General features: G+C 65.5%; 20 protein-coding genes. 11 read left to right on the forward strand and 9 right to left on the reverse strand.

All coding sequences use genetic code 11. The features are described 5' to 3' along the window. The first annotated feature begins 256 nt into the window (after positions 1-256). Positions 257-2,773 carry a PqqD family peptide modification chaperone gene (locus LY622_RS20570; protein WP_234292597.1) on the forward strand — a complete coding sequence of 839 codons (2,517 nt, stop codon included), beginning with the start codon at positions 257-259 and terminating at the stop codon, positions 2,771-2,773. A gap of 58 nt (positions 2,774-2,831) precedes the next feature. Here LY622_RS20570 and LY622_RS20575 read toward each other — a convergent pair whose 3' ends face one another. The 5 genes from LY622_RS20575 to LY622_RS20595 form a co-directional block, all read right to left on the reverse strand. Further along, positions 2,832-3,023, reverse strand: coding sequence for a zf-HC2 domain-containing protein (locus LY622_RS20575; RefSeq protein WP_234292598.1), 192 nt, complete (start codon positions 3,021-3,023; stop codon positions 2,832-2,834). Continuing rightward, on the reverse strand, positions 3,020-3,604 hold the full coding sequence (locus LY622_RS20580) for a sigma-70 family RNA polymerase sigma factor (RefSeq protein WP_234292599.1): 585 nt from the start codon (positions 3,602-3,604) through the stop codon (positions 3,020-3,022). The genes LY622_RS20575 and LY622_RS20580 overlap by 4 nt, the downstream gene beginning before the upstream one ends. A 131-nt stretch (positions 3,605-3,735) precedes the next feature. Then, the gene (locus tag LY622_RS20585) at positions 3,736-4,368 is read right to left on the reverse strand and encodes an ATP-binding cassette domain-containing protein (protein ID WP_234292600.1); all 633 of its coding nucleotides are present in this window, start codon (positions 4,366-4,368) and stop codon (positions 3,736-3,738) included. After that, complete coding sequence (locus LY622_RS20590) at positions 4,365-6,062, reverse strand: ABC transporter permease (RefSeq protein WP_234292601.1); 1,698 nt, start codon at positions 6,060-6,062, stop codon at positions 4,365-4,367. The genes LY622_RS20585 and LY622_RS20590 overlap by 4 nt, the downstream gene beginning before the upstream one ends. 79 nt (positions 6,063-6,141) lie before the next feature. After that, the gene (locus LY622_RS20595) at positions 6,142-7,353 is read right to left on the reverse strand and encodes an ABC transporter substrate-binding protein (protein WP_234292602.1); all 1,212 of its coding nucleotides are present in this window, start codon (positions 7,351-7,353) and stop codon (positions 6,142-6,144) included. Between the two features lie 235 nt (positions 7,354-7,588). On the opposite strand from LY622_RS20595, the gene LY622_RS20600 reads away from it, so the two are divergent. The 7 genes from LY622_RS20600 (at position 7,589) to LY622_RS20630 (ending at position 15,151) form a co-directional block, all read left to right on the forward strand. Beyond that, positions 7,589-8,290, forward strand: a complete 702-nt coding sequence (locus LY622_RS20600) for a cytochrome c peroxidase (protein WP_234292603.1) — start codon at positions 7,589-7,591, stop codon at positions 8,288-8,290. Between the two features lie 203 nt (positions 8,291-8,493). Continuing rightward, on the forward strand, positions 8,494-10,002 hold the full coding sequence (locus tag LY622_RS20605; protein ID WP_234292604.1) for an NfeD family protein: 1,509 nt from the start codon (positions 8,494-8,496) through the stop codon (positions 10,000-10,002). Positions 10,003-10,071: 69 nt separating this feature from the next. Next, positions 10,072-10,905 (forward strand): slipin family protein, encoded by an 834-nt coding sequence (locus tag LY622_RS20610; protein ID WP_234292605.1) that lies wholly within the window; start codon positions 10,072-10,074, stop codon positions 10,903-10,905. 51 nt (positions 10,906-10,956) lie between these two features. Further along, positions 10,957-11,871, forward strand: coding sequence for a DMT family transporter (locus LY622_RS20615; RefSeq protein WP_234292606.1), 915 nt, complete (start codon positions 10,957-10,959; stop codon positions 11,869-11,871). Between the two features lie 354 nt (positions 11,872-12,225). Continuing rightward, positions 12,226-13,716 (forward strand): SulP family inorganic anion transporter, encoded by a 1,491-nt coding sequence (locus LY622_RS20620; protein ID WP_234292607.1) that lies wholly within the window; start codon positions 12,226-12,228, stop codon positions 13,714-13,716. A 115-nt stretch (positions 13,717-13,831) separates the two neighbouring features. Beyond that, complete coding sequence (locus LY622_RS20625; protein WP_234292608.1) at positions 13,832-14,686, forward strand: universal stress protein; 855 nt, start codon at positions 13,832-13,834, stop codon at positions 14,684-14,686. Between the two features lie 96 nt (positions 14,687-14,782). Beyond that, entirely contained in the window at positions 14,783-15,151 is a 369-nt protein-coding gene (locus tag LY622_RS20630) for a RidA family protein (protein ID WP_234292609.1), read from the forward strand. Positions 15,152-15,181: 30 nt separating this feature from the next. On the opposite strand, the gene LY622_RS20635 is transcribed toward LY622_RS20630, so the two are convergent. After that, complete coding sequence (locus LY622_RS20635) at positions 15,182-16,036, reverse strand: MurR/RpiR family transcriptional regulator (RefSeq protein ID WP_234292610.1); 855 nt, start codon at positions 16,034-16,036, stop codon at positions 15,182-15,184. A 221-nt stretch (positions 16,037-16,257) separates the two neighbouring features. On the opposite strand from LY622_RS20635, the gene zwf reads away from it, so the two are divergent. Genes zwf through LY622_RS20650 form a run of 3 tightly spaced genes read left to right on the forward strand, consistent with a single transcriptional unit; the run spans position 16,258 to position 19,142 of the window. Then, complete coding sequence (gene zwf, locus LY622_RS20640) at positions 16,258-17,766, forward strand: glucose-6-phosphate dehydrogenase (RefSeq protein ID WP_234292611.1); 1,509 nt, start codon at positions 16,258-16,260, stop codon at positions 17,764-17,766. Between the two features lies 1 nt (position 17,767). After that, positions 17,768-18,445, forward strand: a complete 678-nt coding sequence (gene pgl / locus LY622_RS20645; RefSeq protein ID WP_234292612.1) for a 6-phosphogluconolactonase — start codon at positions 17,768-17,770, stop codon at positions 18,443-18,445. Between the two features lie 34 nt (positions 18,446-18,479). Further along, entirely contained in the window at positions 18,480-19,142 is a 663-nt protein-coding gene (locus LY622_RS20650; RefSeq protein WP_234292613.1) for a bifunctional 4-hydroxy-2-oxoglutarate aldolase/2-dehydro-3-deoxy-phosphogluconate aldolase, read from the forward strand. 125 nt (positions 19,143-19,267) lie between these two features. Here the strand turns inward: LY622_RS20650 and LY622_RS20655 are convergent, their stop codons facing one another. Genes LY622_RS20655 through ptsP form a run of 3 tightly spaced genes read right to left on the reverse strand, consistent with a single transcriptional unit; the run spans position 19,268 to position 24,869 of the window. Beyond that, a complete protein-coding gene (locus LY622_RS20655; protein WP_234292614.1) occupies positions 19,268-21,019 on the reverse strand; it encodes a PTS fructose-like transporter subunit IIB in 1,752 nt (583 codons plus the stop codon). Next, a complete protein-coding gene (gene pfkB, locus LY622_RS20660; protein WP_234292615.1) occupies positions 21,016-21,990 on the reverse strand; it encodes a 1-phosphofructokinase in 975 nt (324 codons plus the stop codon). Before pfkB ends, LY622_RS20655 begins: the two co-directional genes overlap by 4 nt. Beyond that, the gene (gene ptsP / locus LY622_RS20665; protein WP_234292616.1) at positions 21,990-24,869 is read right to left on the reverse strand and encodes a phosphoenolpyruvate--protein phosphotransferase; all 2,880 of its coding nucleotides are present in this window, start codon (positions 24,867-24,869) and stop codon (positions 21,990-21,992) included. The genes pfkB and ptsP overlap by 1 nt, the downstream gene beginning before the upstream one ends. Positions 24,870-25,001: the final 132 nt, after the last annotated feature.

Here is a 25,001-nt window from a genome sequence, read left to right on the forward strand (position 1 = left end):
CTCTTTCAATACTCCCCCGGCACGCTTCCGCCACCCGCTCCATCACGCTTCGACCACCATCGCCCAGAACACCGCCCGGGGCTCCCCCAGGCAGGAACCCTCCTCCAGCGCCATCGGCAAAAGGAATTTGCCGATGGCGCGTAAGGTTCGGTCCCCGATGTCGACAGAACCCCTACGCGAACAGCAGCCAGGCCAGAGGTCGTGGCTCACATAACAATGGATTCACTATCCGATGATGGTTCAGGAGGTTGCCGGGATGACGGATCAAACGACTCCTTCACGTCGCTACTGGTTGGGTGGCAAGCGCGCCGCCGAGCAGGATCGGTTCTTTCGTGACGCGCTCGATCCGCTGGGGTGGAAAGTCGGCGATGACGAACAGTGGGATGCCGGCTGGTACACCGGGATGCCGGATCCCGCCCAGTTCAAGAAGGTATCCCCCGAGCGCAAGCTCAATCACTACCCCGGCAACAATGCGCTCACGGTCAAGAGTCGCCTCCACGATACGCTCCTGGCGGTGAGGGATCGTGTCGCCCAATCCTTCGGTACGGCGGCCACATCGCGGCTGGCCTTCTTTCCCCGGGTCTACTCCATGCCGGAGGACTATCATGACCTCCAGCAGACGGCATTGTCCCATCCCGAGAAACGCTGGATTCTAAAGCCCAAGAATGCCTCCAAGGGCAAGGGCATTCGTGTGCTGCGTGATGCGGCGGATACGCCACTGGAGGCCAATTGGATGGTCCAGGAGTATCTTGCCAATCCGCACACCATTCGTGGCCACAAGTATGTCCTGCGCCTCTACGTGCTGGTGGCCTCCATCCAGCCGCTGCGGCTATATCTCTACCACCAGGGTTTTGCCAAGCTGGCATCGGAGCCCTACGACCCCAACGACATGGACAACCCGTTCAGTCAACTGACCAATCCCGACATCAATGCGCTCAATACCTCGGCGGAGATTCCCGTCGAGTTCATCGATCTGCACCGCTATCGGCAGTGGCTGCGCGAGCAGGGCCATGACGATGAGCGTCTTTTTGCCCAGATCCACGACCTGGTGACACTGACCGTGATCGGCGCCACGGATGCCATTCGCCGGCGCACGGCGCAGGTCGGTGCCGACCCGCAGGGGTGCTATGAGCTGCTGGGGCTCGACTGCATGGTGGATGATGCCCTGAAGCCCTGGATACTCGAATGCAACCTCAGCCCTTCGCTGGGTATCTGTGCCGAGCCAGAGAATGGCGGCCTCGTCGAGGCAGAGGTCAAGGGGGGGCTGGTGAAGGACATGGTCTCGCTGGTGGGGATCGACAACCCGGCCGTGGCGGCCAGGTCGGCGGAGGTGGCGCGTAGGGGAGTGGCGGCCGAACTCGCCCGCGACGCACAGGACGAGGAGGCTCGCGCCGGCGGTTTTCTGCGCCTCTTCCCCAGTGCCGAGCCGGAACGCTACCTGCCTTTCTTCACCCTGCCGAGCCTCGCCGACATGCACCTGGCCGATGGTCTCGCGGGGCAGCCTCTCCTACGGCCGGTGCTGACGGCCTGGCAGGTGTCGGAGGTGCTCGATGAGGATCAGCTTGCCCTCTATGCCACGCACACCGGACGCTACTACCGCCTGAACGATAGCGCAGCCCTCATCTGGCTGCTGGCGACCGAGGGATTCGACCCGGACGCCATTGTCGATCAGCTGTCACGGGCCGGCGAGGCTTCAGGAACCGACGCCGAGCCGCGGCCCGATCGACAGGAACTGCGCCGTCATGTCTGGGACTGTCTGTCGGAGTGGTGCCGCGAAGGGTTGCTCAGGCAGCGTGGCGCACAGGACGATGGGGCGCTGGTCCCTGTCGAAGTGGCCAGCGACGCGAGCGTGGCCCCGTCCTGCCAGCCCATGCGCCTGGCTTGTGGCGGCAGGCAGTGGATTCTCCACACCGACAGTGCGCCGGCACTGTCGCGCCTCTCTGCGCTACTCTACAGGCAGCTCACGCCGCTTCAGGAGGGTGACGATACCGCCCGGTCTCCCCGGCTGGAAGTGCTGCGAGACGCTCCCGGCTACACCCTGGCGGCCGAAGGACGGGTTCTGGCCTCACGATTGACCCTGGCCGAATTGGGGCCCCAGGTGCTCGCCTATCTTGCTCGCCAGGCCCCTTCGAGCGAACAGCTTGTCATCGATGCCGGCCTGCTGACCACGCCTCAAGGCGCTGCCGTGATCTGTCTCTTTCCTCCCGACACCGGCGACGCCCAAGCCATGCTACGACAGTTTGCCAGGACGTTCAGGGTGACGAGGGGACTGCGGCTGGATGCCCTCACCCTTTCCCATGGCGAGCCACTGGGGCTGCCCATCGCACTGGACGGCCGGAATGGCTGTCTGGATGACAGTGAACCAGAGGGCTCGATGCCTGAGAGTGTCCAGGTGCGTGGGGTGATCCTCATGCGTCATCACCCCGAGGCTCTCGATGGCGCTGACGGCGAGCTGATGGCTCCCGACGCCGATGACAGTGAGCTATCGATCCTCGATGCCCTGGGTGCCCTGTTGCCATCCTCCTTCACTGTCGGCGGTAAGCCCTTGTCAGGTGCCACCGTCACGGCGTTGTCCGAATGGTTGTCCCGGTGCGAGCGGCTCACTCTCCATGTGGCTAGTGACAGCCAGGCAGACCGGCGGACGACAGAGGCGCAAGGAGAGCCAGCGGACGTGTCGCTGAGCGAATCCCTGGAAAGGCGAGTAAGCGAGCTGCTTGGGCAACGTACAGCCTCTGCAAGAGGAAAGGCTGAGCAGGCAGAACTGCCGGGATGAGAGCGGCTGGGACGGGCTGGCCAGGAAGCGATTCAGCAGTGCTGGGCGGTCTGCGGCCTCACTCCTGCTCATCCCGGGCGGCAGGCTCGAAGCGCTTGCCGGCCTCGTGCAGCATGTCGAACTGCCGATTGCACTGGCTGCAGGCGCCACACATCGCCAGGTGGACGCGTAGCGAGAGGCGTTCCTGCCACACCAGGGGGCGATCCAGGCGTTGCGACATCAGCTCGGTGGCGCGTCGGCACATGATCATGGCGTTTCCTCCGTCAGCCAGCCCTGTTCGATGCAGGCCCTCAGCCGCAGGCGGGCCCGGTGCAGGATGACCCAGCAGTTGTTCTCCCTGATGCCAAGCTCGCGGCAGATCTCCTCGGTCGATAGCCCCATCAGTTCACGCAGCGAGAAGACGCGTGCCACGTTGTCCGGCAGGGCGATCATGCAGGCATCGAACACCTGCCAGAATGTCTCGCTCTCAAAGGCTGCCTCCGGCTCCCCCCAGCTGGCGGGACGCGCCTCCTTGACCCAACTGCCGTTCCGGCGGAACTGACGGTCGATGGCCTCGTCATCGGCCTCATCTTCCAGGGGTTGCCAGGTGCCCTGGCGCTTCTGGGCCCGCATGGTATCGAGAATCTTGAACTTGAGGATGCCGAAGACCCAGGTTTCATAGCCGGATCGTCCGGAAAAGCTATCCTGATTCTCGATGGCGGCTTCGAGGGTGTCCTGGACCGCATCTTCGGCCTGGGCGTGATTGCGTAGATGCAGGCGCGCGAAGGAGAGCAGCCGAGGCCGAACGGCAGTCAGACGCTGCATGCGGTCGTCTAGCGGCGGGATGCTCACGGGGTGATCCTTTCGGGTTCTTGTTTGTCGTCAGCATGCAGGCCCTATCAGGGCAGGGCAAGCCCTCCACGTTGAACAAACGCAGAATGACCGTCTCGCATTGCCCCGTCACGATGGCGGCCACGAGCGGCTCAATGAGTGAGCTCGATCACTTCTCCGCCGGCGGCCGCCGCGTCGTCTCTGTCGTGGGTAACCAGCAGGCTCGGCAGGCCGGCCTGGCGCAACTGGGTAAAAACCAGTTGACGCATCTCCTGGCGCAGGTGGGTATCAAGCTTGGAGAAGGGCTCGTCAAGGAGCACGGCACAGGGCCGGGAGAGCAGCAGGCGCATCAGGGCCACCCGGGCCTTCTGGCCGCCGGAGAGGGTGGCCGGGTCACGATCGCCGAAACCGGTCAGGCCGATCTGCTCCAGCGCCGTCTCGACTTGCCGGGGCTTGTCGCGGGTGGCGCGCGGCATGCCGAACCGCAGGTTGCCGGCGACCGACAGATGGGGAAACAGCAGCGGATCCTGGAACAGCAGGCCGATGCCGCGCCGCTCTGCCGGCAGGTGGGTGATATCGCGACCGTCCAGGTGCGCGTGGCCGCTGGCCTCGAAATCCCCTGTCAGGAAACCGGCGAGCCAGGCCAACAGGGTCGACTTTCCCGAACCGGAAGGCCCCATCACCGTGAGAATCTCACCGGGGCCGATATGGGCATCGAGCTCCAGCAGCACGGTGCCATCCAGCGCGATGCGCAGGCTGTCGATCTCGAGATGATGGTGCGTCATGGTGACCCTCGCATTCCACGGCGTTTGGCCCAGAGCAGCCGCGGCAAACCGACGGCAATGATGAAGCCCACCAGCGGCAGGCTGGCCTGGACCAGTGCCCAGACCCCGATCGCCCGGCGGTTCCCTCCCGACGCGAGCGCCACCGCCTCGGTGGTGACAGTGGGCACGCGACCGGCACCCAGCAGCTGGGTGGGTAGATACTGGCCGATACTGACGGCAAGGCCAACGGCACAGGCGGTGAGGATCGGCGCCAGCAACAGGGGCAGGCGTACCCGCCAGAAGACGGCATTAGTCGAGCTGCCCAGCGTTCGCCCGAGCTGCGACCAGCGTGGGTCGAGGCGTCGGTAGGACTCCGACAGCGAGAGAAACACATAGGGCAGCACGAAGAGCAGGTGGCCGAAGATGACCAGGCCATGGTTTGGGCGGCTGCCGAGGGATTCCATGACCACCACCAGGCCGAACAGGAAGGCGATCTGCGGCACGATCAGCGGCAGATAGAGCAGCCCCAGTGCCGACAGCAGCCGCCCTTGGGCCGGATGGCGTCCGGTGCGCTGCTCGTTTTCCAGCGCCGCCAGGGTGAGCGCCAGGGCGATCAATGTCGAGACTGCGGCGATGATCAGCGTCGAGGCCACCGGGCCCGTCAGCGAGGGCAGGGCGCGAATCCAGTGCGTCGCGGTGAAGCCCTGGGGCAGGGCATCGGGAAAGCGCCAGAAGCCGGCCACGGAGTTGAGTGCCAGGCTGCCGATACCGACGAAGGCGGTGAGGGTGGCGAACAGGATCAACCCCTTTCCGGCCAGGCGCAGCGGCTGCTCTCCGCGTTGCCGCCCGCCCCGGGCTACCCAGCGACGCCCCAGGCAGGCGACACCCCGCTCCAGGCACCACCAGACCACAAGGGCGGCGGCGGTGATGCCCAGCTGCAACACGGCACCGGCCGAGGCCATGAAACGCCGGGAGAGGTCGGGGTCGTTGAACCAGGCGAGGATCGACACGGAGAGCGTCGGCGGCAGGGTGGGGCCGAGGATCAGTGCCACGTCGACCACCGCGGTGGCATAGGCGATCACCGCGTAGACCGGAAGACGGATCAGCGGGTAGAGGGCCGGCGCCACGACCTTCAGCCAGGCGATGGTCGGACGGTAGCCGAGTGAGCGGGCCATCGCCACGCGCCTTTCGGGATCGAGCTGTGGCAGGGCGGCAAGGCTCATCAACAGCAGGAAGGGGATTTCCTTGATGACAAGCCCAGCCATCAGCGACAGCCCCCAGGGGTCCTGGACGATCAGCGCATCGGGGGGACGCTCCCAGCCGGTCAGCCCCGGCGATATCAGTCGCGAGATCAGGCCCGACGGCGCGATCAGAAAGGCCAGCCCGAAGGCGGCGGCGGCATGGGGAATCGACAGCAGCGGCGAGACCATGCGCCGAATCCAGCGATCGAGCCGGCTGCCCGACGCGCTTGCCAGAAACAGCAACACGACCGTCAGCGAGGCGACGGTGGTGGCAAGGCCGCTGACGAAACTGACCGTCACCGAGCGGGCGAGCCCGGGCTGGGCGAACAGGTCGCGCCAGGGTGCGAGGCTGAACTCGGTGCCACCCAGGGCCGGCAGATAGCCGAAGGCGGGCAGCACCGCCATGGCCAGCCCGGCCAGGATGGGTGCCACCAGCAGCGTGACGATCAGAGCCGGTGCGAGACGCAGCATCATCTTGGTAATTGCCCCCGTTCGCGCCACTCACGGCATCGCCGGCTCAGGCCGAATCGCATCGTGACGATGGAATTCGCCATCAGTTACCGACGTAGCGGGCCTGCCAGGCGTCTGCCAGGGCGTCGACCCAGCTGGGGTGGGGTTGGCCGAGCAACTCGCCGAGTTCGTCCGGCGCCAGGGTGGCGATACCCAGGTCGATGTCATCGAACAGCGCGCGGTCGGCAGGCTCTAGGGTCGCCAGCGACAGCACGGTGCCGCTGCCCCACACCACCGGGTCCTGCTTTCTGGCCTGCGCCTCGGGAGAGAGCAGGTAGTCGGCGACCACCATGGCGCCGGCCTTGTGCTGGGCGTTATAGGGGATTGCCATGAAGCTCATATTGCCGATCATGCCGTGGTCGTGGACATAGCTGCGCACGCTGTCGGGCAGCTCGAAGTTGGCGATGGCGCCGGACGCCTCGGTGGTGCTGAAGGAGAGGGCGATGCTGATCTCACCGTCGCCCATCAGCCGGCGCAGCTCCGAGCTGTTGGCCGGGAAGGCGCGACCGCTGCGCCACAGGTGCGGGTGGAGTTCGTCGAGGAATGCCCACAGCGGGGCCGAAACCTCGTCGAAGTCCTCTTCCCGCATGGGCTCGTAGAGGATGTCGGTGTCCTCTGCCAGTTCCAGCAGCGCCTGTGTAATGAAGGCATTGCCGAGAAAGTTGGGTACCCGGGCGTAAGTGAAGTCACCCGGGTTCTCCCGGGCCCAGTCGAGGAGTTCGGGCATGGAGCGCGGGTGCTCGTCCACCAGCGCCGTATCGTAATAGAACACCACCTGGGAGCTGCTCCAGGGCGATTCCAGGCCGTCCACCGGGATCGTCCAGTCGTAACGCACCGCCGGCGTGTTGTCCGGATCGGTCAGCGGATAGTGGGGTAGTTGCTCCGACCAGGGGCCGAACAGCAGGTCGTTGGCCTTCATGGTGGCGAAGTTCTCGCCGTTGATCCAGATCAGGTCGACGTTGCCGCGCTCATGGTTGCCGGCCTGCTTCTCGGCCAGCACCCGCGACACTGCCTCGGCGGTGTCGCCGATCTTGACGTGCACCAGCTCGATGTCGTGCCGCTCGGCGACCTGGCGTGCCGTCCACTGGATGTAGTCGTTGATGCGCTCTTCGCCGGCCCAGGCGTACCAGTAGACGGTTTGCCCACGTGCCTCATCGAGCACGGATTCCCAGTCGCCGGGATCGGGGGCGGCATGCAGCGGGGCGGAGAGCAGCAGAGCAAGTGGCAAGGTGGAAGCGAGCATACGGTTCAGCATTGGCAGGTTCCTGATGCGGTGTTCGGTCAGTGGATGGTCGAAGGTAGCCTGGATTCCTTACAGCATTGGCCTGATTTTTCTCTTTTTTTTACCTTCTTGCGCATTCTTGCCGTGCGCCTGTAAGTAATCGCTCTCGGCTCCTACCAAAGGATACCGCTGGCAAGCGGCGGTGCGACATGGCCCTTTGGGTCCAGAGAATGCAAACAACAACCAACGGCTTGATCGGAATTTCATCATGGAGGTAGATACCATGCCACAGCATGACGACAAGCGCCGCAGGCTGCTAGGGCGTCTCAGTCAACAGCTCGCCTATACGGCCCCGGTACTGGCGCTGATGGCTGGCGGTGCCGCGCTGCACGCCACGACGATCAATGCATCGACCGACTCAGGCTACGGGCCTGTTTCCGAAGAGACGCTGCTGCTGGCCAGCAACCATGCCCAAGGTGAGGCAGAGGCAGAGGCGGAAGGAGAAGCAGAGGCCGAAGCCGAGGGGGAGGCAGAAGCCGAAGCAGAGGGTGAAGGTGAAGCAGAAGCCGAAGGTGAAGCAGAGGCTGGCGATCGCTCGGCGGTAGAGCGCCCCGAGGGTTATACCCCAGGGTATAGCGAGGACGGTGAAAACGCCCCGGCGCTGCTGGCACTGGGCGAAGAGCTGTTCAACGACCCCAGCTTGAGTACGACAGGCCTCTCCTGCGCCTCCTGTCATGCGGGAGATACAGGCTACCTGGAGACCTTCGAGCAACCCTATCCGCATCGGGTGGCAATGGGAGAGAATCTCTTTGGCATGGAAATGGTGCATGCCGACGAAATGGTCCAGATGTGCATGGTCAGCCCCATGGCCGCCGAGGCGCTGGGGTGGGACAGCGAGGAGCTGGCGGCACTCTCGGCCTATGTGGTCGAAGTGCAGCGGCGCTATGCCGGCGAACCCCATAATCTCTGACGCTCCACAACGATAGACACCACGCTCGCCCGATGCCGTCCAGCGGCATCGGGCCATTGCGTTCCGGTAAAGATAATGCTCGACCCTGCGTTAACGTCTCTGCACTGCTAATCTGAATTCAGAAGTACCTGAAGTAGGAATTGCATGCTTCTGGGGGGAGGCCGCTTTCGCTACGTCGGGACGCCAAGCTAGGAAGAGTCATCATGCGGACACGCCGGGTTGCCTTCGTTCATCGCTTTCTCCTGCTGACCAGCCTGCTGTGCCTGGTTCTCGGCGGCGGGCTGCTGGCCTGGCAGACGCAGGCACAGGAGAGCGAGCGGGTTGCCCTGGTCATGACCATCGACGGTGCCATCGGCCCAGCTACCGGCGACTATTTCCAGCGCGGCCTGGCACTTGCCGTCGAGCGCGATGCGGAACTCGTCGTGGTACAGATGGACACCCCGGGTGGGCTCGACGCCACCATGCGCAGCATGATCCGCAGCATGCTCACCTCGCCGGTACCGGTGGCTATCTATGTCTCGCCCAGTGGCTCCCGGGCCGCCAGTGCCGGTACCTATCTCCTTTACGGCAGCCATGTTGCGGCCATGGCACCTGCTACCCATCTCGGGTCGGCCACGCCGGTACAGATTGGGGGCGGCTTCCCCGGCATGGATGAGCCGGACGACGAAAATGACCGCAGCGGGGCTGGGGAGGAAGACAACGAGGCCGGCGGTGAGGCCAATGGCAACGGTAACGGCAGCGCCGAAGAGGAAGCGGGGGCCAACGGCGAGTCGAATGGAGACGAGGCCGCTCCCGAAGAGGAGGAAGACGCCGATACGCGCCGCCGTGGCGAAACCGCCATGGAGCGCAAGGTACTCGAGGATGCCGTCTACTATATTCGCGGGCTGGCCGAACGCCACGGTCGCAACGCCGACTGGGCCGAGGAGGCGGTTCGCGAAGCGGTCAATCTGACCTCCCGCGAGGCATTGGAGAAGAACGTGATCGACGTGGTGGCCGTCGATATCGAGGATCTGCTGGCCCAGATCGACGGTCGCGAGGTGGTGATGGAGCACGGCGAGCGGACACTGGATACGGCCGAGTTGACCATCGAGCGCTTCGACCCCGACTGGCGCACTCAGCTGCTGCAGGTGATCACCAACCCCAATGTCGCCTACTTCCTGATGATCATCGGCTTCTACGGGCTGATCTTCGAGCTGTCCAATCCCGGCAGCCTGGTTCCCGGCACCATCGGCATAATCTGCCTGCTGTTGGCGCTTTTCGCCTTTCAGCTGCTGCCGATCAACTATGCGGGGCTGGCATTGATACTGGTAGGGCTGGCGCTGATCGTGGGCGAGGCTTTGATGCCCAGCTTCGGCATTCTGGGGATGGGCGGCATCGTCGCCTTCGTGATCGGATCGGTGATGCTGATGGATGCAGACAACCTGAGAATCTCGCTGCCGTTGATCGGCGGCATCGCGCTGGTGGCGGCGATCTTCATGCTGTGGACACTGACGCGCTTCATGGGGCTGCGCCGACGACCGGTCAGGACCGGTCATGAACAGCTGCTCGGCAGCCAGGGGCGAGCGCTCGAGCGCTTCGAGGGCCGTGGCCATGTTCGTGTGAAGGGGGAGCGCTGGAACGCCCGCAGCACCAGCCCGCTGCACAAGGATCAGGTCGTCAGGGTCGTCGCGGTCGAGGGGTTGACCCTGGTCGTGGAGCCTGTCGATACCTGAACCGCTGCGATACTTGACTGCTGAAAGTACCGATACAACTCAGCCTTAGCGATACCAAGGAGATGGACCATGCTGATTTCCTATCTCGTGCCAGTGGTACTGGTTCTCATGCTGATCGCCGCATCGATCCGCATCCTGCCCGAGTACAAGCGGGGCGTCGTGTTCTTTCTGGGTCGCTTCCAGGCGGTCAAGGGGCCCGGTCTGATCATCGTGATTCCCGGTATCCAGCAGATGACCCTGGTGGACCTGCGCGTGATCACCATGGACGTGCCGGAGCAGGACGTCATCTCCCAGGACAACGTCACCGTCAAGGTCAACGCGGTGCTCTACTTCCGGGTGGTCGATCCGGAGAAGGCGATCATCCAGGTCGAGAATTTCACCGTTGCCACCAGCCAGCTGTCCCAGACCACGCTACGTTCGGTGCTGGGCAAGCATGACCTGGACGAGATGCTCTCCGAGCGTGACAAGCTCAACGACGATATCCAGGAGATCATCGATGCCCAGACCGAGGAGTGGGGCATCAAGGTGGCCAACGTCGAGATCAAGCATGTCGATCTCGACGAGAGCATGATTCGCGCCATTGCCCGCCAGGCCGAGGCCGAGCGTGAGCGCCGCGCCAAGGTGATCCACGCCGAGGGTGAGTTGCAGGCGTCCAGGAAGCTGGTCGAGGCGGCCAACGTCATGGCCGAGAACTCGGCGGCGCTACAGCTTCGCTACCTGCAGACCATGAGCGACATGAGCAACAAGAATGCCTCCACCATCGTGTTCCCCTTGCCCATGGACATCATGGAGGCGTTCCGGCACCTGAAGGCGTCACCGGCCGCTCAGGCGCGGGCCGATAGGAGCGCCCAGGGCGGCAGCGAACAGGGCAGTGGCGAGCAGGGCAGCAGTGACGCCACCTGACCTTACTGCCATGGGCACACCTCTAGGCGACCCACCGACAGCGAGGTCGCCTTGATTCACTCCCTATCGCACCGCCAGCAGGGGCTGTTGCTGACCGGCGGCGGTGCGCTGATCATTTCCCCCGATGCGCTGCTGATCAAGCTGATCGGCTTGCCGGATGCGGACATCCTGGTCTGGCGTGGCCTGCTGACCGCCTTGGGCTTCATCGCCATCGTCGCCGCGCGCCATGGGCATGGCTTCATCGAGGCCTATCGGCGCTGCGGCTGGACCGGTATCGGTGTCGCTGTGCTGTTCAGCTTCTCCACCTTCGGTTTCGTGCTGGGCAATCAGTACACCAAGGGCGGCAATGTATTGATGATCCTGGCCGGTGCGCCCTTGATTGCGGCGCTGCTGTCGCGGCTCTTCCTCAAGGAGCACCTCCCACGGCGGACCTGGCTGGCGATCTGGCTCTGCCTGCTGGGGACCTCACTGATCGTGCTCGACGATGCCGGTGCCGGTTCGTGGATCGGCAACGGCTTCGCGCTACTGGCCGCCACTGCCCTGGCCGCCAACTTTACCCTCTGTCGCACCCGCCCCGGCATCGACATGAGCCCCATGTTGACCCTGTCGGGACTGATCGTGGCCGCCGTGGCGGGCCTGTTCGGCATGGCCACCGGCAGCCTGTCATTGCCCCCCACCGACAGCCTGCTGCTGCTGGTACTGCTCTGCCTGGTGCTGCTGCCGCTGGGTTTCACCCTGATCCAGCGCGGGCCGCTCTACCTGCCTGCCGCTGAAGTGGGCCTGCTGATGCTGCTGGAAGTGGTGGCGGGCACGCTGTGGGTGTGGTGGCTGCTCGCCGAGCGGCCCGCGCCGGTGGCCCTGCTCGGGGGTAGCCTGGTGCTGGGCACCCTGCTGGCCAAGGGGCTATACGAGCGCCAGCTCGAGCGGCGGCTTCGTGCCCAGGGTGCAGCGCAGCATCCTTTCTGATAGACTTCGCCGCTCATGTCAGGGCCGTTATTAAGACGAAAGTCGAGGTATGATCGAAGTCGACGCCCGGCCCTGCAATAAAAGAGCAAGGAACGATATCAACGTGCATACCCTCCTGACAGGGCTGGCCACGCCACCCTAGCGCAATCACCTCCCCCGGTTTCCGGCTGGTGGGCCGTTCCATTCGGCACACTGCCCGCAACGCCATGGGCGCCCCGCGCCCAATCTGCATGACCCGAAACGCGACGACCCTGATGCACCGCACCGGACCGAACCGGTGTGGCCTTGGCGTGGCGCTCGAGACAAGACCCTGGCGCCTGACGGCACGACTATAACCATCGACTGGGCAATAGCATGTACGAATCCATCAAGCAGACTTGGTTCTCCAATATCAAGGGCGATACCCTCGCCGGTATCGTCGTCGCATTGGCGTTGATTCCCGAGGCCATCGCCTTCTCGATCATCGCCGGTGTCGACCCCAAGGTCGGCCTCTACGCCTCCTTCTGTATCGCGGTGGTCATCGCCTTCACCGGCGGCCGGCCGGGCATGATCTCTGCCGCCACCGGTGCCATGGCACTGCTGATGGTGACCCTGGTGCGCGACCATGGCCTCGAATACCTGCTGGCGGCCACGCTGCTCACCGGCGTGCTGCAGATCGTCGCGGGTTATCTCAGGCTGGCCGAGCTGATGCGCTTCGTGTCGCGCTCGGTCGTCACGGGCTTCGTCAACGCCCTGGCGATCCTCATTTTCATGGCGCAGCTGCCGGAACTCACCAATGTCACCTGGCACGTCTACGTCATGACCCTGGCCGGGCTCGGCATCATCTATCTCTTTCCCTATGTGCCGAAGATCGGCAAGTCGATTCCCTCGCCGCTGGTGTGCATCGTGGTGCTGACCGGGGTCTACCTGCTTTCCGGCATGGAAATCCGCACCGTGGGTGACATGGGTGAGCTACCCGACTCTCTGCCGATGTTCCTGTGGCCCGACGTGCCGCTGAACTTCGAGACCCTGTGGATCATCCTGCCCTATTCGCTGATGCTGACCGTGGTGGGTCTGCTGGAGTCGATGATGACCGCCACCATCGTCGATGACCTGACCGATACCACCAGCGACAAGAACCGCGAGTGCAAGGGCCAGGGCATCGCCAATATCGGCTCCGGCCTGCTCGGCGGCATGGCGGGCTGTGCGATGATTGGCCAGTCGGTGATCAACGTGAAATCGGGGGGACGAGGTCGCCTCTCTACCCTGGTGGCCGGGGTTTTGCTGCTGATCTTGGTGGTGTTCCTTTCCGACTGGGTGTCGCTGATTCCCATGGCGGCGCTGGTGGCGGTGATGATCATGGTCTCCATCGGTACCTTCAGCTGGGCTTCGATCCGTGACCTCAAGCAGCACCCGATGAGCACCAACATCGTCATGCTGGCCACCGTCGTTGTCACGGTGCTGACCCATAATCTGGCGATCGGGGTCTTCGTCGGCGTGCTGCTCGCCGCCATGAACTTCGCCAACAAGGTCGGCAATATCCTCTACATCGGCTCCGACGAAGCCGATGAGGGAAATCGTCGGGTCTACAAGGTGGTAGGGCAGGTGTTCTTCGCCTCCTCCGAGCGCTTCGGTAACGCCTTCGACTTCAAGGAAACCGTGCAGAAGGTCACCATCGATCTTTCCCGCGCGCATTTCTGGGACATTACCGCCGTGCAGACGCTGGATCGTGTGGTGATCAAGTTCCGCCGCGAGGGCACCGAGGTGGAGCTGATCGGGCTCAACGAGGCGAGTGCCACCATCGTCGACCGCTATGCCGTGCATGACGACCCGGCTGCCGTCGAGAAACTGATGGGCGGGCATTGATCCGGTGTTCGGGCGGCCGTGCTGTGACGTGGCGGCCCGATGGTGGTAGAACGTATGTAACGGCAGGCACGCGACAAGCCTGTCGCCAACCCACGCCAGCTTGGGAAACGACAAGATGACAGATCAGGTAATGGCCGCCATCGACGGCTCGCAGTTCTCGGAGGGGGTGTGCGACTACGCCGCCTGGGCCAGCCAGACGCTTGCGGCGCCGCTGACCTTTCTGCACGTGGTGGACAATCATCCCCAGATTGCCGAAGTGGATCTGTCCGGGAACATCGGCCTGGGGTCCCGCGAGCATCTGCTCGAGGAACTTTCTCAGCTCGACGAGCAGCGTGCCAAGGTGGCCCAGGAGCAGGGGCGGCTGATGCTCAAGGCGGCCAAGGAGCGGGCCATCGAGGCTGGCGTGGCCGAGCCCGTCACTCGCCAGCGCAACGGGACATTGGTCGAGACGCTCAGCGAGCTGGAAAACGAGATCCGCCTGCTGGTGATCGGAAAGCGCGGCGAAACCGCCCACCAGGCCGCCGACCATCTGGGCTCCAACCTGGAGCGGGTGGTGCGTACCCTGCATCGCCCCATCCTGATGGTACCGGACGGCTTCAAGACGCCCGAGCAGGTGATGATAGCCTTCGATGGCAGCAAGACCACGCGCAAGGGCGTGGAGATGATCGCCAAGAGCCCGCTGTTCCAGGGCATTCCCTGCCATGTGGTGATCGTCGGCGCCGAGACCGGCGACAATCGTTCCCAGCTCGACTGGGCACTGAAGACGCTGCGTGATGCCGGTCACCAGGCCGAAGGGGCGATTCGTGCCGGCGAGGTAGAGGAGACCCTGCGCACCTATAAACAGGAGCATGCCATCGACATGCTGGTGATGGGCGCCTACGGCCACTCGCGTATCCGCCACCTGCTGGTGGGCAGCACCACCACGGCGATGCTGCGACGGGCCAGCGTGCCGGTCTTGCTGTTGCGCTGAACAACGGCAGCCAAGCCCAATCGGGTTTGCGATGCATCACTGCGTTTTCACGCAAAGCCTGCTGAATAGGCAACCACTTCAACAAGGGAGAACATGATGTCCATCGTTCGCCACGACACCAAGGCCCGCATGAGCCGCGCCGTGATCCACAACGGCATCGCCTATCTCTGTGGCCAGGTCGCCGGGCCCGAGGCGCGCCAGGGCGACATCACCGCCCAGACGGAGAGCATGCTGGCGCGGGTCGATGAGCTGCTCAAGGAGATCGGCTCCGACCGCGAGCACCTGCTGACGGCCACCATCTATCTCAAGGATGGCCATGACTTTGCCGCCATGAACGCGGTATGGGATGCCTGGGTGCCCACCGGCCACGCCCCGGCCCGCACCTGCGTCTGCGCGCCCATGCCCGCTGACGAACTGAAGGTGGAGGTCACCGTCACCGCCCTCGTCGTCTCCAATGTATCCTGAGCTACGGCTGCGCGGCGCTCCGACAGCTTCCTAGCCGACCGGGTAGCGCGTCTCCAGCAGGCTGTCCTTTATCTTCTTCAGATGCGGCAGGAAGTCCTCGCCGCGACGCAGGGTGACCCCGGTGGCCAGCACGTCGATCAGGGTGAGCTGGATCATTCGCGAGGTCATCGGCATGTAGACGTCGGTGTCCTCGGGGGTAGCGACCTCCAGGGTTTCGGTGCACTCCCTGGCCAGCGGCGAGTCAGGTGCGGTGATGCCGAGCACCACGGCGCCACTCTCGCGGGCCAGTCGTGCGATGTCGACCAGCTCCCGGGTGCGGCCGGTCCAGGAGATCACCACCACCACGTCGCCGGTATGGCAGGCGGCGGCGACCATGCGTTGCATCAGTACGTCCACGTAGGACGTGACCGGCAGGTTGAAGCGAAAGAACTTGTGCTGGGCATCCTGGGCCACCGCCCCCGAGGCGCCGAGGCCGAAGAAGTGGATCTGCTTGGCCTGGATCAGGTAGTCCACCACGCGCTCGATGCGTGCCGGGTCGAGTTCACGGCTGGCCTCGTCCAGCGCAGCGATGGTGGCGCCAAATATCTTGCCGGTGTATTCGGTGGCGCCGTCGCCAGGTTCTACCGCCTGGCTGACGTAGGGCGTGCCGCCGGCCAGACTCTGGGCTAGCTTGATCTTGAAGTCCGGGTAGCCCTTGGCATCGAAGCTGCGACAGAAGCGGTTGACGGTGGGTTCGCTGACCGAGGCGGCCTGTGCCAGGCTGGCTATGCTCAAGCCGGTAGCCCGGGATGGATCGGCAAGGATGACGTCCGCGACCTTGCGCTCGGAGCGGTTCAGCTCTTCGAGGCGTTGACGAATACGCTGGAGCAGGTCGTGATTGGCCATGTGGGGTCGGGCTCTCCGTGACGGCATGACGCGATGCGCCAAGCAGTTGGGTGATGTGGTGATTTAACAACATTTTGATCGCTATCCTATCGCGAACCCTCGTTAGGAGGCGAACAGCGATAGAGGTCAAAGGCCTTTTTATCGTAATATTACAGAATAAACTTGCCCTGCGGTGCTTTCATGGCGTATTTTTTTAGTAAGTTAACCAGATGGGGGCGTGCATGAACTCACACAAGCGGCTGGAAGACGACAGCCGGGCAGTCATCGACCTGGCTCTCTTCGGTGGCCTGGGCGATCTCTCGCTGCGCAAGCTCTATCCTGCGCTCTACCATCTGGATCGGGAGGGCCTGCTGCACGAAGACACTCGCATTCTCGGCCTGGCTCGGCAGGAGCTGAAGGCCGAAGGCTTCCGCAAGCGGGTCGCCGAGGCGCTGCAGACCTACGTCAAGAGCAGCGAACTGGATCGCGAGGTGCTCAAGCGCTTCATGGCGCGCCTCGATTACCTGCAGCTGGACTTCGGTACTGCCGAAGGCTATCAGGCCATCGCCGAGTGGCGCTCGGCCGTCCGCCACGAGACCGTAATCTGTCCCTTGGTGGTCTATCTGGCGGTGCCGGCCAGCCTCTATGGCGAAATCTGCCAGCATCTGCAGGGCAGTGGCAGCCTGGATGAGCTGTCGCGGGTCGTGGTCGAAAAGCCGATCGGCTACGACTACGAGACCTCCTGCGAGATCAATGACGCTATCGGCTCGGTGTTTCCCGAGTCCCGCGTCTATCGCATCGATCACTACCTGGGCAAGGAGACGGTCCAGAACCTGATCGCCCTGCGCTTCGCCAATCCGCTGTTCGGCACCCAGTGGAACCAGAACAATATCTCCCACGTCGAGATCACCGTGGCCGAACAGGTCGGCATCGAGGGTCGCTGGGGCTACTTCGACAAGGCGGGACAGCTGCGCGACATGGTCCAGAACCACCTGTTGCAGCTGGTCTGCCTGATCGCCATGGATCCGCCGGCCAACCTGGATGCCGACGCCATCCGTGACGAGAAGGTCAAGGTGCTCAAGGCGCTGGAGCCCTTCAGCGAAAATGCCCTGGGGCGCGACGTGGTGCGTGGCCAGTACATCGCGGGCTCCATCGACGGCCATGGCGTGCCCGGCTACCTGGAGGAGGAGGGCGCCAATCGCGAGAGCGAGACCGAAACCTTCGTGGCGATGAAGACCGGCGTCTCCAACTGGCGCTGGGCCGGCGTGCCCTTCTACCTGCGAACCGGCAAGCGCATGCCGGAGAAGCTGTCGCAGATCGTCATTCACTTCCGCCAGCAGCCGCACTATATCTTCGATCCGGACCAGCGCAACCTGGCCGCCAACAAGCTGGTCATCCGCCTGCAGCCCGACGAGGGTATCGCCCTGGAAGTGCTGACCAAGGACAGCGGCCTGGACAGGGGCATGCGCCTGCGCCGGGGGCCGCTGCATCTGGACTTCGGCAGCGCCTTTCCCAAGGCACGGATACCCGATGCCTACGAGCGCTTGCTGCTCGAGGTGATGAAGGGGCAGCAGTACCTCTTCGTGCGTCGCGACGAAGTCGAGCACGCCTGGCACTGGTGCGATAGCCTGATTGCGGCATGGAAGGGCCTGGGCGATCCGCCCCGGCGCTACCCGGCAGGCTCCTGGGGGCCGGTCGCATCCATCGCCATGATCACCCAGGATGGACGCAGCTGGTACGAGGACTACTGACATGCCGATATCTGATGCCAAGCCCCGCGATCAACTCGCCGAACAGCTCGCCGAAGCGACTGCCGAGGCGCTGAAGCAGGATCTGGCCCGGCAGGAACGCGTCCTGCTGGTCCTCTCTGGCGGGTCGACCCCGGTGCCATTCTTCCAGGCCCTGGCCGCGCGGGACCTTCCCTGGTCGCGGATCGACGTGACCCTGGCTGACGAGCGCTGGGTTCCCGAGTCCGCCGCGGCGAGCAATGCCAAACTGGTGAGGGAGCATCTACTGGTGGGGCCGGCGGCGGCGGCCAATTTCATCTCTCTCGTCACCGACGACGAGACGCCCGAGCAGGGCGTCGAGGCGGTTGCCCGGCGCATCGAAACGCTGAGCTGGCCCGCCAGCCTGGTGGTGCTGGGAATGGGTGGGGATGGCCATACGGCATCGCTGTTTCCCGATAGCCGCGAGCTCGACCTGGCGCTCTCCACCGCCGAGCCCGTCGTCGCGGTGCGCTCCCCGAGCCAGCCACAGGCGCGTATTACCCTCAGCGCCGATCGGTTGCACCAGGCCCGCCGCCATGTCCTGCATATCACGGGCGGCGACAAGCGCAGCGTTCTGGCCCGTGCACTGGCCGGTGACGACCTCCGCGAACTCCCCATTCGCGCCTTTCTGTCCTGTCCGCTGGCCGTCTACTGGGCCCCCTGATCGTTTCTGGCCGACTTTTTTGGAGTGCTTGCTCATGACCATCGAAAAACAGCTTCCCTCGACCCGGACCACCGAACTCGACAGCATCTGTCTCAAGGCGGAGGTGATCCCGGTGCTGGCCATCGAGCGGCTGGAAGATGCCGTGCCCCTGGGGCGTGCCCTGGTGGAGGGCGGTTTGACCGTGCTGGAGGTGACACTGCGCACCGACTGTGCCCTGGAGGCGATCCGCCGGCTCTGCGAGGCGCTGCCCCAGGCCAGCATCGGCGTGGGCACCGTGCTGACGCCGGCCCAGTATCGCCAGGCCGAGCAGGCCGGCGCCGACTTCGTGGTGACCCCGGGAACCACCGAGGCGCTCTATCGCTACGGCGTGACCAGCCCGGTACCCATGCTGCCCGGCGTTGCCACCGTGTCCGAGCTGATGACTGGCTGGCAGTACGGCTACCGGCGCTTCAAGTTCTTTCCTGCCGAGGCCAGCGGTGGGGTGAAGGCGCTCAAGGCCTTTGCCGGCCCGATCCCCGAAGCGCGTTTCTGCCCCACCGGTGGGATCGGCGTGAACAACGCCGAGGACTACCTGGCCTTGAAAAACGTGATGTGCGTCGGCGGTTCCTGGCTGACCCCCAAGTCGCTGGTCGATGCCGAGGACTGGGACGCCATTCGTTCTCTGGCCCGTGAAGCCGCCGAGCGCTTCCATCATTGATTCACCCTGTTGTTCCGTGCTCTCTCGACAGCCAACTGCTGTCTTTATGCCCGGCCTTGTGGCCGGGCTTTTTTTTGTCTGGCTTTCTGTCGTCCGGGCTTTTTTCGTCCGGGCAACGGGGCCTGTCAGGCATTGGCGGCGACGGCCACCGGGGCGGCGCCGCGCTTGATCGCGGCATAGCCCAGTCCGGTGACCAGTGAGCCGACGACGATGGCCGCGATATAGAGCAGTACCGGGGTGATGGCGTTGGGGATCATCAGTACGAAGATGCCGCCATGGGGTGCCATCAGCTGCGCACCGACCAGCATGGAGAGGGCGCCGGTAATTGCGCCGCCGGCGATGCAGGCGGGAATCACCCGCAGCGGATCTTTGGCGGCGAAGGGGATGGCGCCCTCGCTGATAAAGCACAATCCAAGAACGAATGAGGCCTTGCCCGCCTCGCGCTCCGGTTCGGAGAACTTGTTGCGGGCGACGAAGCTGGCGATGCCCATGCCGATGGCCGGGACCATGCCGGCGGCCATGATCGCCGCCATGGGCGCATAGGTCTGGGAGGCCAGCAGGCCGACGCCGAAGGTGTAGGCGGCCTTGTTGACCGGCCCACCCAGGTCGAAGCACATCATGGCGCCGAGCAGGATGCCGAGCAGCACGGCGTTGGTGGCGTCCATGCCGGCCAGGAAGCTGGTCAGGCCGGCGAGAATCGCGGCCACCGGCTCGCCGATCACGTAGATCATGGTCAGGCCGGTGACCAGGCTCGCCACCAGGGGGATGATCAGGATCGGCTTGAGCGATTCGACGCTGGAGGGCAGCTTGACGTGTCGCGCCACCGCCAAGGCCACATAGCCGGCCAGGAAGCCGGCCAGGATCCCGCCGATGAAGCCGGCCTCGATATTGGCCGCCAGCATGCCGCCGATCATGCCCGGGGCGATGCCGGGGCGGTCGGCGATGGAGTAGGCGATATAGCCGGCCAGCACCGGGATCATCAGGGCAAAGGCGGTGCCGCCGCCGATCTGCATCAGCGCGGCTGCCAGGGTGCCCTCCTCCTGGAAGGCCTCGATACCGAACACGAAGGAGAGCGCGATCAGCAGGCCCCCGGCCACCACCATGGGCAGCATGAAGGAGACCCCGGTGAGCAGGTGCTTGTAGACCCCCACCTCCTTGAGGCTCTTCTTGGCGCTGTTGGACGCGCCGCCAGGGGCGCCGCCGGCACTCTCCACCGCGGCGTTTTCCAGGGCCGCCTCGATGGTGGGCTTGGCCTTCTTCAGTGCGTTGCCGGTTGAGGTGCGGTAGATGCGCTTGCCGGCGAAGCGGGTGGGGTCCACCTCGATATCGCAGGCCAGGATCACCAGGTCGGCCTCGGCGATCTCCTCGTCGGTGAGCTTGTCCTGGGCGCCGACGGACCCCTGGGTCTCGACCCGGATCGCGTGGCCCAGCGCCTTACCCGCTTGGCTCAATGCCTCGGCGGCCATGAAGGTATGCGCCACGCCGGTGGGGCAGGCGGTTACGGCGACGATCCGGCGGCCGCCGGCGGCCGGCGCCGGGTTCGTTGCCGCGGCTTCGGTGGGGGGCACGTACTCGCCTGCCTCGCGGCTGGCCCGCTCGAGAAAGGCCTTCGGGTCAGGCAGCGCTTCATGGATGGGCGCCTGAAACAGGCGCTTGTCGCGAAAACGCTGAGGCGCGGGAACGCTGTCGGCAGCGACCACGATCAGATCGGCCGCGGCGATGGCCTCCGCCGAAACGGGCTGCAGCGCTTCGAGTTCGCTGTGCATCTCGACGTTCGCCTGCCAACCGAGGCGTCGGGCAGCCTGTTCGAGGCGGCGGGCGGCAAGGAATGAAGTGGCCATGCCGCTGGGACAGGCAGTGATGAGAATGACGTTCATGCGAGGGCTCCTCCAGCGTCTACGTCATTGAGGCGACGCACGCGGGTTTGTTGTTGAAGCTGTGGTAGGTCGTCGGCGTGGGGGTTACCGACCCCGACATGGCGAACGGATTCGGCGGAGAGTGCCGTGGCCAGGCGCAGTGCCTGTTCCGGTGAGTGACCGGAAATCACCCCGTGCAGCAGGCCGGCGAGCAGGGTGTCGCCGGCGCCCACGGTGCTGGCCACGGTCAGGCGGGGTGGCGTGGCCTGCCAGGCGCCGCGCTGGCTCACCCACAGCACGCCGGCAGGGCCGGAGGAAACCACCGCCTCCTCGACCCCGCTGGCATAGAGCCGTAGCGCCCCGCGCAGCCATGCCTCGGCGGTGTCCAGGGCGCCCCCGGCCCAGGCGGCCAGCTCCTGCTCGTTGGGTTTCACCGCCGTGGGACGGGCGGCGATGGCCTGGATCAATGCCTCGCCGCTGGTGTCGGCCCACACCGGCAGGCCGGCCCGGCGTAGCCGGACGATCAGCTCGGCGAGGTCGACGGGCGTGACCCCGGGTGGCAGGCTGCCGGCGATCACCACCGCGGCGGGGCGGCGCGACGGATCGGCGATGAGCTCGTCGAGCCACGCCAGCAGATGCTGCCAGGCGCTGGCGTCGATGGTGGCGCCCGGGCCGTTGATATCGGTGACCCGTCCATCGGCCTCGGCGAGCTTGGCGTTGATACGGGTTTCGCCGGGCACGCGCAGGAAGGCGTCCACCACGCCCATCGCCTCGAAGGCGCGCAGGAAGGGGCCATCGTTATCGCCGCCGAGAAAGCCGGAAACCGTCACGTCGTGGCCGAGGCCGACCAGTACCCGGGCGACGTTGACCCCCTTGCCGGCTGCCGTCAGGTGCGTCTCGCGAGTGCGGTTGACCTCGCCGGGTACCAGCCGATCCATGCCGATGGAGAGGTCCAGGGCCGGATTCAGCGTCAGCGTGAGGATGCGCGCCATCAGCGAACCTCCAGGGCGTCGCGAACCGCCGTACTGGTGGCCTGGGCCAGGGCGAGATCGGCCTGGGTGCGGGCATCCTCGAGGTCGAATTCACGTAGCCGCGCCTTGACCAGTGGCACCTGGCGAGCGCTCACCGAGAGCTCGTCGACGCCCAGGCCCACCAGTACCGGTACCGCCATGGGATCGCTGGCCAGTTCGCCGCACACCCCGACCCACTTGCCGTGGGCGTGGGCTGCCGTGACGGTCATCTCGATCAGGCGCAATACCGCAGGATGCAGGCCGTCGGCCTGGGCGGAGAGTTCCGGGTGGTCGCGGTCGATGGCCAGGGTGTACTGGGTCAGGTCGTTGGTGCCCACCGAGAAGAAGTCGACCTCGGCGGCCAGTGCCGGCGCGAGCAGGGCGGCCGAGGGGACTTCGATCATGATCCCGAGTTGCACGTCGCTGGCACGCTCGGCTTCGGGGATCTCCTCGAGCAGTCGATCGAAGATGGCCCTGGCCGCGCGGAATTCGGCGATGTCCTTGATCATCGGCAGCATGATGCGCAGCGGGCGGGGCTTTCCAGGGACGGGCGCAGCCGCGAGCAGCAGGGCGCGCAGCTGGGTCTCGAGGACCTCGGGCCGGGTCAGCATCAGGCGGATGCCACGCAGGCCGAGAAAGGGATTGTCCTCCTTGGGCATCGGCCAGTAGGGCAGCGGCTTGTCGCCGCCAACATCCAGGGTGCGTGCGACCAGCGGGCGGCCGTCCAGCGCGTCGAGGGCTTCACGGTACTCGTCAATCTGGGTGGCGAGATCCGGCTCCTGGGCATGGGCCATGAACAGAAATTCGGTGCGCAGCAGCCCCACGCCCTCGGCGCCGCGCTCCACGGCGTCGGCGGCATGGACGGTATTGCCCAGGTTGGCGGCGACCTCGACGCGCTGCCCGCAGCGGGTGCGGGCCTCCTCGAAGCGGGTATCCCAGGCCGCGGCCTCCCGCAGCTGGCGCTCGGCCAGCCGCTGTTCGGCGGCCTGGCGACGTTCGGCCGAGGGTGTCGGCGTGATGCGGCCACGCTCGCCGTCGAGAATCAGTTCGGTACCGTCGGCGAGGGTCAGCACTCGCGCGCCGGCACCGACCACGGCTGGAATGCCCAGCGCCCGGGCGAGGATGGCACTGTGGGCCGTTGCACCGCCGCGGGCGGTGAGCAGGCCGCGCACCAGGCTGGTGTCGAGGCGCGCCACGTCGGAGGGGCCGATATCGTCGGTGACCAGAATGTAGGGGGTGGTGGGCGGGGCGGGCAGGGTGACGTTGCACAGGATACCCAGCACTCGGCGCCCCACGTCGCGCAGGTCGGCGGCGCGCTCGGCGAGCAGCCGGTCGGCGAGCATTTCTTGGGCGTGGGCAGCGGTCTCGATGGCATCCCACCAGGCGGCTTCGGCGGAGCGGCCTTCGCTGATACCTTCGTGGGCGGCCTGGTACAGCTCGGGGTCGCAGAGCATCTCCTCGTGCATGGAGAGGATCTGGGCCACCTCGCCGCCACGCGCCTGCTGGACCAGCGTCTCAAGCTGGACGGCGCCCTGGCGAATCGCCCGCTCCAGTCGCTGTGTCTCCGCACTTGGGTCAGCGGCGCGCTCGGGATAGTCGAAGCGAGGCGTCTGCAGCACGAAGACCGGGGCGATGGCCAGCCCCGGAGAGGCCGCCACGCCAGGATGAGACGTGTCGTCGGGCAGCGGTTCTGCGGGCGCGGCAGCGGCCTGCGGCGTGATGCGCTCGCGGCTCTCGTCGAACGGCAGAACCTGTTCACCGAGGCCGTCCGCCACGGCCTGGCACACGGCGTCGAGTGCCGCCACGGCGCCGTCTCCCTCGGCGGAAAAGGCCAGCTGCTGGCCGCGGCGGGCACCGAGGTTGATCACCTTGGTCAGGCTGCTTGCCGATACCGCATCGAAGCCGCCCTCGGCCAGTCGCACGCGGATGGGAACAGCCTGGGAGCGGGCGACCTGGACCAGCTGCTTGGCGGGGCGGGCGTGCAGCCCATGGGCATTGAGTACCCGCGCGAGCCGGGTGTGGGCGGTGGCGGACTCCCCGGCCAGCCGGGCCAGTATGGTGGCCGCATCGGCCCCCTGCAGCTCGCCTGCACTACCGCGCTCGAGCAGCCTCAGGATGCACTCCAGCAGGCCGCGGTGGGCCTCGCCATGAGCGGCCAGGCAGAACAGGCCGTTGACCGTCTCGCCGGCCTCCTTCAGCGGGTGCTCGGGTGTGGCCAGGGCCAGTGCGGGAACCTCGACGCTGCTTCCGCTCGAAGCCAGCCATAGCCCCTGTCCCAGGTGACGTGGGGCGTGCTCGGCGATGGCGGCGATGAAGCCGTCGCCCACGCAGCCGAGCTGGCGCAGGCGGGCGGCACCGGCCAGGGCCAGCTCACGGGCATCGCGGGCGGGAAAGCCGAGGCACAGGGTGTCGCCGTCGAGGCGCGCATCCACGACAGCCTTCGACAGCAGGGCGGCGATCTCGTTACCCGAGCCTGCCGCGGCGAGTCGCTCGGCTACGCTGTCATCGTCGAGGACATGGGTGAGCTGGCGCAGGATGTCCAGGTGCTCGTCGCTTCTTGCGGCGATGGCCACGAGCACGTGGACGCGCTGGCCGTCGTGCCAGTCGACCCCGGCCGGGAATTGCAGTACCCGGACGCCGGTGGCCTGCACGTGTTCGCGGCTTTGTGGCGTACCGTGGGGGATGGCGATGGCATTGCCCAGATAGGTAGAGGACTGGGCCTCGCGGGCGAACAATCCCTCACGGTAGCCGGGCGAGGTGAGTCCAGCCCTATGCAGCGCCTCGGCGGCCTGCTCCAGTGCGCCACGCCAGTCTTCGGCATGGCAGGCGAGCAGTACATCGTCCTGATGAAGGGTCAACATGGATGGCCTCCCGATAGATTTCGCGGCGACGCGACTGCCACCGAGTTGGTGGTTTCAGGCTTGGCTGAATCGTGTCACCTGGTGATTTTCATGCTGGAACGATTCATACTGTTTGGCAAGGTTCTATTTCTA

Source organism: Halomonas alkalisoli, assembly GCF_021412585.1.
GTDB classification, from domain to species: Bacteria; Pseudomonadota; Gammaproteobacteria; order Pseudomonadales; family Halomonadaceae; genus Halomonas; species Halomonas alkalisoli.

Excerpts from the sequence above, each read along its gene's own strand:
- LY622_RS20570 (WP_234292597.1), top strand. The coding sequence starts at position 257 with ATGACGGATCAAACGACTCCTTCACGTCGCTACTGGTTGGGTGGCAAG.
- LY622_RS20575 (WP_234292598.1), bottom strand. The coding sequence starts at position 3,023 with ATGATCATGTGCCGACGCGCCACCGAGCTGATGTCGCAACGCCTGGAT.
- LY622_RS20585 (WP_234292600.1), bottom strand. The coding sequence starts at position 4,368 with ATGACGCACCATCATCTCGAGATCGACAGCCTGCGCATCGCGCTGGAT.
- LY622_RS20590 (WP_234292601.1), bottom strand. The coding sequence starts at position 6,062 with ATGATGCTGCGTCTCGCACCGGCTCTGATCGTCACGCTGCTGGTGGCA.
- LY622_RS20595 (WP_234292602.1), bottom strand. The coding sequence starts at position 7,353 with ATGCTGAACCGTATGCTCGCTTCCACCTTGCCACTTGCTCTGCTGCTC.
- LY622_RS20600 (WP_234292603.1), top strand. The coding sequence starts at position 7,589 with ATGGAGGTAGATACCATGCCACAGCATGACGACAAGCGCCGCAGGCTG.
- LY622_RS20605 (WP_234292604.1), top strand. The coding sequence starts at position 8,494 with ATGCGGACACGCCGGGTTGCCTTCGTTCATCGCTTTCTCCTGCTGACC.
- LY622_RS20610 (WP_234292605.1), top strand. The coding sequence starts at position 10,072 with ATGCTGATTTCCTATCTCGTGCCAGTGGTACTGGTTCTCATGCTGATC.
- LY622_RS20620 (WP_234292607.1), top strand. The coding sequence starts at position 12,226 with ATGTACGAATCCATCAAGCAGACTTGGTTCTCCAATATCAAGGGCGAT.
- LY622_RS20625 (WP_234292608.1), top strand. The coding sequence starts at position 13,832 with ATGACAGATCAGGTAATGGCCGCCATCGACGGCTCGCAGTTCTCGGAG.
- LY622_RS20630 (WP_234292609.1), top strand. The coding sequence starts at position 14,783 with ATGTCCATCGTTCGCCACGACACCAAGGCCCGCATGAGCCGCGCCGTG.
- LY622_RS20635 (WP_234292610.1), bottom strand. The coding sequence starts at position 16,036 with ATGGCCAATCACGACCTGCTCCAGCGTATTCGTCAACGCCTCGAAGAG.
- zwf (WP_234292611.1), top strand. The coding sequence starts at position 16,258 with ATGAACTCACACAAGCGGCTGGAAGACGACAGCCGGGCAGTCATCGAC.
- pgl (WP_234292612.1), top strand. The coding sequence starts at position 17,768 with ATGCCGATATCTGATGCCAAGCCCCGCGATCAACTCGCCGAACAGCTC.
- LY622_RS20650 (WP_234292613.1), top strand. The coding sequence starts at position 18,480 with ATGACCATCGAAAAACAGCTTCCCTCGACCCGGACCACCGAACTCGAC.
- LY622_RS20655 (WP_234292614.1), bottom strand. The coding sequence starts at position 21,019 with ATGAACGTCATTCTCATCACTGCCTGTCCCAGCGGCATGGCCACTTCA.
- pfkB (WP_234292615.1), bottom strand. The coding sequence starts at position 21,990 with ATGGCGCGCATCCTCACGCTGACGCTGAATCCGGCCCTGGACCTCTCC.
- ptsP (WP_234292616.1), bottom strand. The coding sequence starts at position 24,869 with ATGTTGACCCTTCATCAGGACGATGTACTGCTCGCCTGCCATGCCGAA.